This is a genomic window from Chloroflexota bacterium, assembly GCA_016219275.1.
GTDB lineage: Bacteria > Chloroflexota > Anaerolineae > UBA4142 > UBA4142 > JACRBM01.
Genome location: JACRBM010000058.1, coordinates 42,057 through 55,309, shown reverse-complemented (window position 1 = coordinate 55,309; position 13,253 = coordinate 42,057). Strand labels below are relative to the sequence as shown.

The following is a 13,253-nucleotide window of genomic DNA, read 5'->3' as shown; positions in this document are numbered from 1 at the left end:
ACACTCATGCACAGGGTGGTTTGATCCACTGTGCCACTAGACGAAGTTGACGCCCTAACGCTCGCAGGTATGGGCGAACCGGCCTCAAAATTCGATTCTGAGACCAACGCGATGTTTTTGAGATCACCTTGTAGGGTTTAGCACCCCAGCGCAGATAAACTTCTGGTAGCATATATCTATCGGAATTGAGGTACAGCGTTCGCAATCCCCACACCCGAGCGCACTTCACCGCCCCGCCAAAAATCACGCTGTAAATACCTTGCCCACGGAAAGCGGGATCCATAAAGGCATAATGCAACTGACCCTGTTGCGAGTCCTCATCAAACTCATTGCCGACACAAAGATACACCCCACCGACTAGGCGATTGCCCTGCACCACAAAAACCGGCGAGTCCACGCGCCAGCCACGCAACTTGCCGCAATAAGGGATCGCCCAGTCATCAAAGAGTTCCTGGAGAATTCTTTTTTCTTGCGCTCGTACCAAATCATGTTTTTCAAAAGAGAGTATCTCAAATCCATTAGGAAGATTACGCGCCGATCCTTTGTATTCGTCCAGTTGCAAAATAAGAACAGTATAGGTTTCGACCTCTTCGGTAAATCGTTTCTTCATCATTAGTTTGCTTGCTCAACCTTTCGAGTACTCAGTTTTTGTCTTATCATTCCCCCGCGCCAACCTAGACCATTGAGCAAAAGAACTGGCATCGCCAACACCTTATCCGCCACGCGCTCCATCTTCACCGCGTACTGAAATGGCTCGTAGAACATTGCCACAACAAAATTGATTGCCTTGAGAAAATCCTTGGGACGCTGAAGCTTGTGCGGATAGACGCAATACATTTCGGGCCATTTGTTACGCACCAGATAATAGGAGCGTCCATAGTTGTAATGTTGTCTGAGGAATGCTTTCAGAGTTGCGCGGTGCTGGTGAAAGACACGGATCGTAGGGTCATAATAGACCTCGTATCCAAGTTTTTTGACGCGCCAATTGTAATCCACATCTTCACCACAATTGAGATAAAACATTTCATCTTGCAGCCCAACTAATGCGATCACTTTCTTTTTGTATGATACATTCACACCAGGTAATGTGCGAACTATGCTTGCCTTCGGAGAAGAAGAAAAAGTCACACGGTCCGAAATGCGTCCAATAATTGATTCTGAATTTACTCCAATTACCGGTCCGCCCACAGCCCCTGCTTCAGGATGTTCACAATGAACTTGCTTTATTCGAGTCACCCAGTCAGGAAATACTTCGGCATCATCATCAGTCATGGCAATGATGTCACCTATGCAGTATGGCAATCCAACATTTCGATTGGCGGCAAGATTTTTGTTTTCCGCCTTTACTAGTTCTACTTGTGCGCCCTGTTTACCTATATAATTTTCCACAACAATATCAGAACGCCTGTCGCCGCCATTCACCACAACAATTTGGTCAGGCTTTTCATCCGTACGTTCAATCAACGCGGTCAGACATCGCGCCAACATCTCTGGGCGATTATAAGTACAGATCAAGACCGAACAAGTCGTCATCGCGTTTGGATTCCCCGCACTTGCGCCCAAAGATAATACCATTCGTAAAACCCACACACACGCCTGGTGAACCAACTTAACGTATCCGATGCCATCATTGGTTCGCGTCTAAGCAAATAGCAATCCGTTTCAGAACCGTTGCCCCATCGCCCACCAACGATCACTGCACAATCATACCCCGCGCGTTCAACGGCATCACGCTCACGACGTGTAAATGCGCCACCGGGATACGCAAACGGGATAAAGGTTTCACCGAAGGATGCGATTTGGTCGCGCGATTCAAACAGTTCACGCTCCAAACCCGTGTCATCAAGCGAAGTGAGATCGGGATGCGTCACGGTATGGCTACCCAGCACAAAACCCATAGCCTTGATTGCGCACAATTCATCCGCCGACAACAGACGCTGTGTCTTGTCCACCGAACTCCACTGCGCCGTTTTTCCCGAGTAGCCCGTCACGATAAAAAGCGTTGCGGGGTAATTGTGATTGCGTAGAATCGGCGCGGCGTTCGTGAGAAAATCGCGCAAGCCATCATCGAAGGTCAGCACAATCTTGCGGTGTAAATCGCCGTTCGTCCGTAACAAACGAACCGCTTCTGCCAATGGAATGACATGGTACCGCGATTCGGATAGATACTGCATCTGCGCCGCAAACATTTCGGGACAAACCGCCCAGCGGTCGCGCGGGGCATCGGAGATACTGTGGTACATCAAGATGCGAAGGCGACGACGCGCAAGCCACGACCACAAGGGAGAATACCCCATCAGGCAATCTTGGCTGATCGCCGAACGCCAACAAACGCGGACAAGACCAATTTGGCTTCGGCAAGCCATCGCTCAGGTATTCCATACGCGGCTAACATCAAAAGCCCAGGATAGATAGCCAATCGGTAACGCCAACCACCGACAAAAACCAAACCGATCAATAGATTGCAGAGAATGAGCGGCACGGCAATTGAGACAACTATTCGCCACCCCGCGCGATGTTTGAACAAGCGAATGAATCCGAGCATGTAGAACGGGATTAAGATAAGGTCGCTCCCGTCAAGCACCGGGTTGTACGCTGGTCCCCAGAGTGCACCTACCTTCGCAGGCAATAATTGAAGAAAGGCAATTGGACTGTTTCTGATCCAACCGGTAGACAACTCCCATGCCTTGCGATCACGTTCCAATTCACCCAAACCGATAAACTCGCTCGCCCAATTAGAAGGAACCGGCGTATAGGAACCATGTGCGTTCGGATTATTACCTACAAGAAAATTGTATCCGCTACTGCTACTGAGCACAGGAGAACCCAAAACAATCTGGTTACGTATGAGCCAGGGCAATACGGTCAAGCCAGCTATCAAGACCGTAACCAGCATGGCAATTGTAAATCGCTGGCGATCTACACCCAAGCGCAACCAGGCGACGCAAACGAATATGACTAGTACGGGAAGCATCGCCTCGCGACGAACAAGCGCAAGCAATCCAATCAGAATACCGGCGCTTAACCAGACGAAAAGTGAACGGAACGAGTTAGGCAAGATCAAGGATGCCAAGAGAAATACAATCAAAGGAATATAGATCGTCTCTGTCAGAATTTGTTTCGTAAAAAGCAAAAAGTGGGGAAAAAGCGCGAACAAGATTCCAGCAAAATAACCACGCCATGTTCCCATAATTCGCACAGTGACAAGGTAAAAGCAAGACGCTGCTATCGCTCCGATGATGGCTTGCAAAACAAAGACCATCAAGCGGTTTTCTCCAAATACCAAAACGACTCCCGCCACGAAATACGAATAGAGTGGCGGACGATCTGCCAACCAAGGTTCGACAGTCGAGTGGAATCCTTGCCCCGAAGCGATACCCTGCGCAAAACTCCAAAAGGCAACCGGATCACCGCCCGCCAAAGATGATGCGGGGTAAAACGCGACAATAGCGAATCGAACAGATAATGCAACTAGCCCAATTCCAATTGCGATATATAAATGCTGGCGATTAAGTGGATACAAACTCATTTGTGTTTACCCCGGTGCCATCAATTGTAGATATTGCTCGCCTACTCGCTCCCAGGTAAAATCAGTCAGAATCCGCGCGCGCCCTGCCCCGCCCATCTTCTGCCGCCGCGTCGGATCGTTCAACAAGCTAGCAATCATCGCTGCGACTTGGCGATTGTCTTCTTCATTCACCATCAAACCATACTCTGGACTAAGCAATTCGTCGAACGGGGGGCGTTGTGCCGCAATCACCGGCGTACCGCATCCTAATGATTCGAGCGCGGTCAGCGACGACGCTTCTCCGCGCGACAAAATCAGGGAAAGATCGGCTGCTTGAAAGAACGGGGCAACCTCCGACTGTACTCCGAGAAAACGCACGCGTTCCGACACACCCAATTCGCGCGCTAGTAGCTCTAACTCCGCGCGGTATGCTCCATCACCCAATACAAGGTAGGTTGTCAAGGGGAACTCGCGCAGAACATGCGGTATTGCGCGAATCACCCATTGCACACCCTTACGTTCTTCCAACGCTGCCGCGGTAACGAGCAAATTTTCATCTGGCGGCAAATTCAATGATTGCCGAACTTGTTTTCGCATTTTCAGATTGGGCGCAAAGCGTTCTGCATCCACACCGTGATGAATCACTACACTGTCCCGCCCCAATGCTTCGCGCACACCTTCGGCAACAAAACGGCTGACTGACACTATTTTTTCAGCGCGTTGCGCCAACCCAAACCGTTGAAACTCACGATAGCGGTGAGGTACCTGGGAGTATGGATAATGGAAAACAATCCCAAACTTTTGCTGCCGAACCAAAGTCAATGCTTCCACTTCACCGAACCCGGCAAAGAAAATCCAGACAAAATCATACCTGTGTGTTAGCAAATCCCAAACATAAAACGGAACAATTGCTTGTGCCGCGTAATAGCGCGAGGTAGGAAACTCGGATACCCGCACACGCGAATCAAGCCCATTAATCCGTATTGGCGTTTGCCAGCGCCAAGTGAGCAGATCAACTTGGATGTCGCGCCGTGTCAAGGTGTTTGCCAAATTAAAAGTGTATCGCTCGATACCACGCGGGAGACGAAAGAGAAAGGGATGGATACAAGCGACACGCATAACATTCAATTCTACGTATACGTCGCAAGATACATGTCAGTCATTCGCTCAACAGAAAATCGCGCGGCGACCTCACGGTTGCGTACTCCGAACTGAGGCTCGCTCTCCAAGCGATCTGATATTTGGCGAATGGCTTGGGCGAGTGCATCGGGGTCGTCTGGCTTAACCAGGATCGCATCTGCTCCGTCCAACACTTCGGGCAATCCACCTACGCGCGTCGCAATCACAGGTTTGCCTGCCGCCATCGCTTCAAGCGCAACCAAGCCGAACGGCTCTTCGCGCGAAGGCACGACGACACACCGACTTGCTCGCATCGCAAGCACAACCGATGCGTGATCCTTGCCACCGAGAAACGTCACGTTATCTGCCAATCCCAATTCATACGCAAGTGATTCTAGCGCACATCGCTCTGCTCCATCACCAACAAGATTCAAGCAAACGGTTTGTTTTTCGTTCCGACATTGAGCAATTGCGCGCAGTAAAACGTCGAACCCTTTTTTAGGCACCATGCGCCCAGCCGCAAAGATGTCATCGCCGCCTGCAGCCGACAGCGTATTCTCGATTTGCATACCGTTATAAGCCACGCGCGCTTTGCTCGCTATGTTAGGCTCGACCGCGATTGCCTTATCAAGCAAATAGCGTGAGCAAGCCGTCACCGCATCTGCTTTTCGCAGCGTGGTGCGGAATACCCAACGGTCAAACCAAGTTCCGCGAGCTAGCCCTTCCACATCATCACCATGCAAAGAGACGACGAATCGAAAATGGAGCAATGCATGCGCGATGACCAAGAATAATGCTGGAGCGCCAACAAAATGTAGGTTCACCGCCTTCGGCTTGTCGCACGCAATGCGCCAGATCAAGGGCATCAATGTCGTTGGAAAATAGAAGAGACTCGCGAGAAATAAATCCAGTCGTCTTTTCTGCAAATCGCGCAAACGGGGCGTGAGGAAAAGTGATCGCCGCACACACACGCCATCTATTTCTTCTACGGTCGGGAGCGTGCGTGGGTAACGCTGGGTTAGTACTGTGATTGAGTGACCACGCTGTTGTAATTCGTGGACGAGATTCGATGTAACTCTTTGCAAGCCACCGAGGTTGGGTAGATAACTCGAAACGACTAACAAAACTTTCATTTGCGGTCAGTTCACCAACCGTTCCAACTCCGCTTGGTAATTACACCCGATAGTATTCCAGTCGTAGCGATTCTCGACCAGCATCCGCGCTTTCGCAACCATTGCTTCCGCCTGAGTGCGATTTTGGAATAATCCGATGACATTGCGAGCAAAGGTATCGGAATCATTAGCGATCATCAAGGACTCGCCATCCACCACATCCAATCCCTCACAACCTATTGAAGTTGAAACAACTGGAATCCCTAGATTGAATGCTTCGAGTATTTTCAATCTCGTCCCTTCGCCGCTTTGAAGCGGCACTACACACACACGCGCCTGTGCATAATAGGGGCGCACGTCAGGTACATTCGCAGCTATCTCTACCGATGGATCACTTTGTGATATTTCGAAAAACTGACGCGGTGGATTACGACCTACTAGAAGAAACCGCGCGTCAACGTGTGCTCTGATTTTCTGCCAAATCTCCTCGTAAAAGTACCATAGCCCTTCTACATTCGGCGCATAGTCAAAGTTGCCGACAAAAAGAATTGCATCACCGCACATTTCGGAAAGCGGAACCCTTATGTGTGTGTCAACTCCGTTGGGCACATATAGCACTTGCGCGGCAGGATGCATTTTCTGAATCGCCACCGCATCTTGCGGCGATACAACCGCTATGGTTTGAAATGAACGTACAATCTGTCGCTCATAGAGCCATGTCTTGAGCCATTCGAGTCCGTAAACAAATTTGTACGGTCGCCAACCCGATTTAGCGTACATTTGGTGTGAGTAGTTTGATTCAACATCGTAAAGCGAAAGTATTGTCGGCACAAGCCACCGACGCAAACGAATCGCCTGCCCGGTGTAGAGCGTATCAAAAATGATAATGTCTGGTTGTGTCTCTCTTTGGAACTCCTGCTCAACTGCTGACACTAGTAGCTTGCTTGGAAAATGCCGAAACGATTCAGATGGAAAAGCCAACATACGCCGCAATGTGGTAGCCCTATCTTGGGAAGAAGAATCTCGGCGCAGAGAGGGCAATATTATTAGGCGATCGAGATATTTGCTAGCCCATACAGACAACGCCTCTTGTTGATCGGAAGCCCAAGTCACTACAGTGACTTGATGACTCTGTGCTAGATAACGAACGAGGTTATAGGCGCGAATTGCGCCCCCATTGTCCGGCGGCACCCCCAGGAAGGGCGCAACGTAGACAATTCTCATACTACCACTGCCGTACTATTTGCGCTGGATTACCAACGGCAAGCGACCTAGGTGGTACAGAATGTGTGACTACCGCGCCTGCACCCACGACCGCACCTTCACCAATCGTTACGCCTTTGAGAATAATCGCTCGTGCGCCGATCCATGCACCACGCTCAATACGAACCGGAGTAGACTGCGGAAGCACATCACCACGCCGTGAAAATCGCTGTCCATAATCAATGCCTGATCGGCGATCAAACACTGCTCTCCGATATAAATTTCTTTGCAACATGCGATATGAACACCCTGGTTTAGGAAACAACCATCGGCAAGCGTCAATGCCGCACCGCTCGAGCAATACAATTCAACTGGCAAACGCGGAGTCGAGCGAATGGCAACATTTTTACCCACAACGAAATTACCCCCACCGTGAATAACGCAGGCCCCACCGATAATTACGCTCTTCTTGGATATACCGAGCTGTTGAGCATAATACCACGTGGTCAACGACTGCTGAAACCTAAACCAAAGATTTGAAAATCGAGCAATCATCGAACTCCATATCCATGCAAATAGAATAATCAAACTTTTGAGGCTTCATCAATGCTAGGATTTCCATCCCACAGCATACCATATAGAAGTGAGCAACCTAGGGTCAGATATTTTCAAGAGCACCCTATTGATTAGAGCGAGCGCAATACGAAGATAGCCAGGAAATATCCGATATAGAATAGGATCAAAACGCATCACCGACTTGATGTTGTAGTGGTCGAAAGCTACCTTGTCCATAATGTTGACCATGTCTGAGAATGAATAGTAACGCAGATGCGATGGGTCCAAATAAGAACTAAACACGAAATGCATTTCGGACATACCATTAGGTATTCGTGCTGGCACTGTAAGAATTACGTTTCGGCGACAGACCCTTTTTGCTTCTTGAAGCAATCTGGCGTCGTCTTGGATATGTTCGAGGACGTCCAATATCAAGACAGTATCAAAACTTGCATCACTGAACCTCGATAGTGCTTCCGTATCTAGATCAACCAGGTAGACTTTGTCTGTAACATGAAGCGCCTGTTCGATAAACAATTTATTCCTGTCCACTCCCGCAATCTCATAGCCGAGGATTGCAAGTTCTTTCAGATATGCGCCAGGACCGCATCCCACGTCGAGAATAGACTTTCCTGCGTCATCCTTGATTTGCGCCAACTTGCTTCCACTAACTGTATCAAATCGCCCCTTCCCAAACTCGGCATATTGCGATTCATTCATTTGGTTCTGCTCTCATTCCCATTGAGCGGTCGATCTGAAAAGGAACGATCAAACTCCCATGCCCCCAAGAATTCTTGAAGGACTGTCCAGCGGCCCCGAGCACGCAACTGCTGATTGAGAATTCTAAACAGTCCTCAAGACGATCCAAATACTCTGCCCAAGGTAAATCAACATCAAAACTTAGTTTGTAATCTCCTTCTGCTAACGGAAGCGGACCAATCTTGATCAAAAATCGGTTGAGCCCGAAAGCCAAAGCATTAGTCTGTCCAAATTGAACATGAGGAATACCTCCGATAAGTGGCGCACCTCGGCTATCTTTTATCCGCCAGTCCAAACTAATGTTTAGCGCCTTGAGAGAATTGGAAAAAACGCAAACTTCGATTGTAAGAATTTGTCCTGATCGAATTGTCCTTGACCCAACAAAACGAACTGACTCGATATAAGCAAGCGTGTCCACTTTTCGCCCTTCAACAAAAGTATCCCGAGTCGCTTCACCGGAATAGGCATCAACTACAGCATCAATGTCACCAAAGATCTTAATCTTCCCTTGGTCCAACAACATTCCCTTCTTCGACAAACTCATAACGGAGCCCATACTATGGCTCACAAACAACACCGTCCGCCCCTCCTTCGCCACATCACCCATCTTGCCTAGGCACTTTTTCTGAAACGCGGCATCGCCTACCGCCAGCACTTCATCCACCAACAAAATCTCCGGCTCCAAGTGCGCGGCAACTGCAAATGCCAAGCGCACGTACATCCCGCTTGAATAACGTTTCACCGGCGTGTCAATAAATTTTTCCACTTCGGCGAACGCCACAATCTCGTCAAACTTTCGTGAAACTTCGCGCTTGCTCATTCCCAGGATCGCGCCGTTCAGAAAAATGTTCTCGCGCCCGGTCAGTTCGGGATGAAACCCGGTGCCGACTTCAAGCAAACTTGCAATGCGCCCCTTGACCTTGACCTCTCCTGAAGTTGGCGCTGTCACGCGCGACAAGATTTTCAGCAGTGTGCTTTTGCCTGCGCCGTTGCGTCCAATGATACCAAGCACCTCACCTTGCTTGACCTCGAAACTCACATCGCGCAACGCCCAAATCGCCTCGCCGTTGCGGTTGCCGTGATCTTGCTGTCCGATCTTGAGCAACGGGTCTGGCTTGCCGCACATTCGCGCCCACCAGCGGTTCAGGTCATGCGAGAGCGTGCCGGTGCCGATGGTGCCGAGGTTGTAATATTTGCTGAGGTTTTCAACGGAGATAACTGTTGTCATGATTCAATAGAGTGGGACGCGGATCGCTTCGCGCGCGGATGAACGCGGACAAAAACAATTTGCGCTTGTTTGCATCCCATTTAATTTCTGTATGCCCCCAAAACCTTCTCCACCGCGTCCACCACATCTTGCGCGTCCCGCCGCGACATCTGCGGCACGAGCGGAAGCGACAAGACCGATTCGCCTACGTAACGCGACACTGGGAAATCGTTTGGCTGATAGCCATACGTGTCGCGATAGTACGGGTGCATGTGCAAAGGCATAAAGTGCATCGCCGCGCCGATATTTTCCGCGAGCAATGCGCTAATCACATGGTTGCGATCTGCTTTCAACCGCGCGAGGTTGAGCATCAACACGTACAAGTGCAAGACGTGGCGGCTTGCGCCGTCATGCGGGCGCGGCTGGGTTCGCACCATGCCATCGAGTTCGCTAAACGCCTCGTCGTAGAACGCCGCAATCTCTTCGCGCCGCGCGATGAACTGCTCCTGCTTGCGGAGTTGATGCAAGCCGAGCGACGCCTGCAAGTCCGTCATGTTGTACTTGTAGCCCGGCACGACAACCTCGCTGACCGAAAACTCTTTCGTATGATAGCGCTTCCACGCGTCACGGCTCAGTCCGTGCAAGTGATACACGCGCAATTTTCCTTCGAGCGCGGGATCATCCGTCGTCACCATCCCGCCTTCAACGGTCGAAAGATTCTTGTTCGCGTAAAAACTGAAATTGGTGAGCGGGCTGATCGCGCCGATTTTCTTGCCCTGGTATTTCGCGCCAATCGCATGCGCTGCATCCTCAATGACGGTGATGTTGTGCGCGGCAGCAATCGCGCGGATTTCATTCATCGCGCATGGCATCCCGCCGTAGTGGACTGGGATAATCGCTTTTGTGCGCGGCGTGATCGCCTTCTCGATTTCGCGCGGCGCGATGCACAACGATACCGGGTCAATGTCAACGAGCACCGGGCGCGCGCCAACGTGTTCAACGACGTTTGCCGTCGCGCCGAACGTCAGCGATGGAACGATTACCTCGTCGCCGCGACCGATGCCCAGCACAACAAGCGAGAGATGCAAACCCGCCGTGCAGGAATTGAGCGCGACCGCGTATTTCGCGCCGACGTACGTCGCAAATTCTTCTTCAAATCTTTTTGTCTTGGGTCCAGTGCCGACCCAGCCCGACTTGATCGTGTCCACTATCTCGGCGATCTCTTCGTCGCCGAAATTTGGCGCGCCGAACAATAACATTTTTTCGCGGACGGGCTTGCCGCCCTCAATGGCTAATTTTATTGTCATCTTGTTTTATCTTGCCGCATTAAGCATCCCTCGGGCATCCTACCTTCATCCTTCTTACATCCTTCTTACATCCTTGCTATTCGATCCGCCCCACCAGTTCAAATCTGCTAACGACACTCCCGCTCCAATTCGCTTCCGGGGTTTGTGGAACACGGGTTTCTTGCTACTACTCCCCACTATCGCACTATCCAACTCTCCCCTACACCGTATCCATAAACGTCCGCTCGACCTGGTTGAACAGCAAAACCCCGATCAGCAAAACCGCGACCGTAAAGCCGAAACTGTACAGCAGTTGCCCCGCGTCGAACGCGCCCGCGCCCAGGAACGCGAATCGAAAGCCCTCGATGATCGGCGTCAATGGATTTGCCAGGATGAGCCAGCGGAATTGTTCGGGGATGGATGAGACCGGGTAAATGACCGGCGTCGCGTACATCAACAGTTGCACGCCGAACGTCACGAGGAAGCGCAGATCGCGATAACGCGTCGTGAGCGACGAGACGATGATCCCAAAACCGAGTCCCAACCCTGCCATCATCAAGACCAGGATCGGCGCGAGCGCAATCCAGACGTTCGGACGAATCGCTACGCCCGACAATCCAAAATAGACCATGAAGCCAATGAACAGCGCGAGTTGAATCGCGAACGTGACCAGGTTCGAGATCAGAATCGAGACCGGCACGGCAAGCCGGGGAAAATAGACCTTGCCAAAAAGATTCGAATTGTTGACAAACGTGTTCGAGGTTTTCGTCAAGCCGTCGGCGAAATAATTCCAAATGACGGTGCCAGACATGTAGAACAGAAATTGCGGCAAGCCGTCCGTCGGCAAGCGCGCGATGTTGCCAAAGATCACGGTGAACGTCAGCGTCGTCAACAGCGGCTGGATGAGATACCATACCGGACCCAGGATCGTCTGCTTGTACACCGAGACAAAATCGCGCCAGACGAAGAGCATCACGAGATCGCGATAACTCCACAATTCGCCGAGCCGCAAATCGAGCCAATTGCGTTGCGCGCGAATGATCAACGTCCAATTCGCGTCGTCGTTTTTTGTCCAGGAGAGAATTGTCATAATGATCTGAACTCTGGGCGCGCTCCGCCGTTCCGGCAAGCATCGTTCGCCTGCCCGAATCGTCGAATCGAAAGCGCTGGCGTTATCACCGCGCGGGGCTAGAATCAGCGCCGCTACATTTCAACCACGGCGGTTCAGCAATACCATCGCCAATTTATTCCTTCATCCGCGAATCTCGCGAATCTTCGCTAATTTTTTTATTCGCGTGATTCGCGTTATTCGCGGATCAATTTATGATTTTGGCGAAGGTGTTGTTCAACGTTTCGGATTATTATCTCTCCGTGCGCTCAGTGGCTGATCGAACATCGGCAAAACAGGTATCGCTAATTAGGACGCTCTTCGCCGGGCAGCGCGGGCGCGCACTGCGCCAGCACGTTGATCTGGTCCGCGGTGAACAAGGATGCTAGACTCAACAACAAGGCGTTGCCACGCGGCGTGTTCATCATCGTTCCCGGTAACATCTTCGCCGAGCGCTCGACCTGGGTCGCCGGCAATCGCCACACGCCGGCGATTTTGTCTACGATCATCGCCACAACCACCTCGCCGATCTGAACGGTGAGCACCGGCGTGTGCGGATCAATTCGATTCTCCGCCGAACCATTCTGTCGGCGCAGATTGACCGCCGGGATTTGTCGTCCCGCGATCTCGATCATCCCTGCGATACTACTGTCCGCGCCGGACGCGGGTGTCAGCGCGGTGATTTCGCTGATCTTGACGACGGATTCGATGGGCACCGCATACGTTTGTTGATCCAAGTCAAAGGTCACGACATAACGCCAATCCTCTGACGCGTCATTTTGCTCCAAACGCATTTCCACCAAAAGTACCTCGCGAATCCAAGATCGGCGCGTTCAAATCGCGCGTTGCCAATCACCCGGCAAACACTAGCACTTTACTCTCGAATGAGCCATTCTGTGAAGCGGATAATTACGTATCTAGTACCGAGTTCCTACGGTAAAATAGCGTAGTCGCGTAACGGGGACTACGCGCGTAGTGTCCGCAATCGGTGCACGCGGGGAATGGTGTCATTGCGAAGTCTAATGGAGGAGCGTTGTTTGCGACGACCCTGGCGCTTGCGTTCCCGCCAGGACAAGTGAGCAATCCCCGGGCAATTTGCCGGGCAGACCATATTTTGGGGATTGCTTGCTTCGGCTTCGCTCAGCACGCGAAAACCGCCCTCGTAACACTTGCACCATACCCCTTCGGGAGTGTAGGTGTGACAGAATGGGCTGAACGGCTACAAAGAAATGTTCCGCGTGCCGCGAAGCGTGCGCGGAGCCAAGTGTGCGGCTAACCTGACACTGGCAAATTATGCACGGCTCAAAGTTCAACCAGAATAGACTTTATCGGAAACAACTTTTACCTCTTGCCAAGACGCAAAGCACGCAAAGAATCATCTTGAAAAAACTTGGCG

General features: G+C 51.2%; 13 protein-coding genes. All 13 read right to left on the bottom strand.

From position 1 onward, the window contains the following. Positions 1-4: 4 nt before the first annotated feature. Positions 5-610, bottom strand: a complete 606-nt coding sequence (locus HY868_15925) for a hypothetical protein (protein ID MBI5303624.1) — start codon at positions 608-610, stop codon at positions 5-7. Positions 611-612: 2 nt separating this feature from the next. Next, positions 613-1,575: a glycosyltransferase gene (locus HY868_15920; protein ID MBI5303623.1), complete on the bottom strand. Its 963-nt coding sequence runs from the start codon at positions 1,573-1,575 to the stop codon at positions 613-615. Beyond that, positions 1,530-2,297, bottom strand: a complete 768-nt coding sequence (locus tag HY868_15915; protein MBI5303622.1) for a polysaccharide deacetylase family protein — start codon at positions 2,295-2,297, stop codon at positions 1,530-1,532. The genes HY868_15920 and HY868_15915 overlap by 46 nt, the downstream gene beginning before the upstream one ends. Next, positions 2,297-3,529 (bottom strand): glycosyltransferase family 39 protein, encoded by a 1,233-nt coding sequence (locus HY868_15910; protein ID MBI5303621.1) that lies wholly within the window; start codon positions 3,527-3,529, stop codon positions 2,297-2,299. The genes HY868_15915 and HY868_15910 overlap by 1 nt, the downstream gene beginning before the upstream one ends. 6 nt (positions 3,530-3,535) lie before the next feature. Then, a complete protein-coding gene (locus HY868_15905; GenBank protein ID MBI5303620.1) occupies positions 3,536-4,627 on the bottom strand; it encodes a glycosyltransferase family 4 protein in 1,092 nt (363 codons plus the stop codon). Between the two features lie 11 nt (positions 4,628-4,638). Continuing rightward, the gene (locus tag HY868_15900; GenBank protein MBI5303619.1) at positions 4,639-5,760 is read right to left on the bottom strand and encodes a glycosyltransferase family 4 protein; all 1,122 of its coding nucleotides are present in this window, start codon (positions 5,758-5,760) and stop codon (positions 4,639-4,641) included. Between the two features lie 6 nt (positions 5,761-5,766). After that, positions 5,767-6,963 carry a glycosyltransferase gene (locus HY868_15895; GenBank protein MBI5303618.1) on the bottom strand — a complete coding sequence of 399 codons (1,197 nt, stop codon included), beginning with the start codon at positions 6,961-6,963 and terminating at the stop codon, positions 5,767-5,769. Position 6,964: 1 nt separating this feature from the next. After that, the gene (locus HY868_15890; GenBank protein ID MBI5303617.1) at positions 6,965-7,237 is read right to left on the bottom strand and encodes a hypothetical protein; all 273 of its coding nucleotides are present in this window, start codon (positions 7,235-7,237) and stop codon (positions 6,965-6,967) included. Positions 7,238-7,551: 314 nt separating this feature from the next. Then, positions 7,552-8,217, bottom strand: a complete 666-nt coding sequence (locus HY868_15885) for a class I SAM-dependent methyltransferase (protein ID MBI5303616.1) — start codon at positions 8,215-8,217, stop codon at positions 7,552-7,554. Beyond that, positions 8,210-9,484, bottom strand: a complete 1,275-nt coding sequence (locus tag HY868_15880; protein MBI5303615.1) for an ATP-binding cassette domain-containing protein — start codon at positions 9,482-9,484, stop codon at positions 8,210-8,212. Before HY868_15880 ends, HY868_15885 begins: the two co-directional genes overlap by 8 nt. Before the next feature lie 80 nt (positions 9,485-9,564). Then, positions 9,565-10,722, bottom strand: a complete 1,158-nt coding sequence (locus HY868_15875) for a DegT/DnrJ/EryC1/StrS family aminotransferase (protein MBI5303614.1) — start codon at positions 10,720-10,722, stop codon at positions 9,565-9,567. Between the two features lie 247 nt (positions 10,723-10,969). Then, positions 10,970-11,839 carry an ABC transporter permease gene (locus HY868_15870; protein ID MBI5303613.1) on the bottom strand — a complete coding sequence of 290 codons (870 nt, stop codon included), beginning with the start codon at positions 11,837-11,839 and terminating at the stop codon, positions 10,970-10,972. 323 nt (positions 11,840-12,162) lie between these two features. Beyond that, complete coding sequence (locus HY868_15865; GenBank protein MBI5303612.1) at positions 12,163-12,645, bottom strand: CheW domain-containing protein; 483 nt, start codon at positions 12,643-12,645, stop codon at positions 12,163-12,165. Positions 12,646-13,253: the final 608 nt, after the last annotated feature.